General features: G+C 53.1%; 1 protein-coding gene. It reads right to left on the minus strand.

From position 1 onward, the window contains the following. Window positions 1–822 precede the first annotated feature (822 nt). Window positions 823–1,040, minus strand: a 218-nt coding sequence (locus tag FSO04_RS45830; protein ID WP_154566505.1) for an IS30 family transposase, incomplete at its 5' end; no start/stop codon positions are given.

Consider the following 1,040-nt stretch of genomic DNA (forward strand, 5'->3'; position numbering starts at 1 on the left):
CTTGTTCATGGTGGATGGTTTGTTGTTTGCTGGTTTCCGACTTCGACAATCAGATTCTCAGCTAAAACCTCCACCGCCTTCAATCTCCCGCCTCAACTCCCCCGTACACCAGATCCGAGCATATCTCGCCCCGGATAGCCGTGAAGCCCTGGTGAATGCTTGATCGCGCTAACGAGCCAGCTTTCCGACGCATCATCCAGCCGAGGGACGTTCCCATTGATACGAAGACGCGCAAGGGCCTCAGGTCCGCCCTTTTCTATCAGAGTCTTGTATTTGCTCACGGTCGGAAGACTCAACCGCGCCTTCCTGGATACTTCGCTGATACCTTCACCGTTCAACAGGAGTTCAGCAGCGAGAGCCCGACGGCGCGCGAGCGGAGCATCGTCCAAGTGTTTGCTCATTGTAATTTTCAGTAGAACTTTGGCGGTTATATCGCTCTGGTATAGGCAATATTTTTACACGATTTTCGACATCATTCGTGGAGAAACGCCCGTCTTCGTTTCGCGTGGCACTTCGCAATTGGCTCTTCAGTTTTCCTTAATCATACCCAGGCGATTGTCAGGTAGTATGCGCGCCTCCGTTCACGTCAGATCTTCCCAGACGTGTTCAGTGCCGCTGGGAAGGTCGCGGCTCTGCCCTTCTCTCAGGTTCTAGCTCACTCGGACGCTAGATCCTTTCAAGCCGGCTTCGCGCCGGCTTTTTTTCCACGCCGCGTGCGCTCCCAACGACATGCATCAGATCGCGATGGACTGACGCTTCGGGTAGTCTCCGCCTGAGAAGACCCGTCAAAGTGACCTTGAACGGCTCAGTTCGACCTTGGATTCAACCGGTCGACGCAATACATTGATAAAACCGTTCGGCCGGTGTCTGGAAGTTTAGTGTTTTTCTTGGTCGCTCGTTGAGTCGCCTGGCAACCGCATTAAGTTTCGACTGCGAATACGTCGAAATATCCATTCCCTTTGGAAAGTACTGTCTTAGCAGCCCATTGGTGTTTTCGTTCGATCCGCGCTGCCATGGCGCATGAGGATCGCAAAAATAGA

The organism is Paraburkholderia madseniana, assembly GCF_009690905.1.
GTDB classification, from domain to species: domain Bacteria; phylum Pseudomonadota; class Gammaproteobacteria; order Burkholderiales; family Burkholderiaceae; genus Paraburkholderia; species Paraburkholderia madseniana.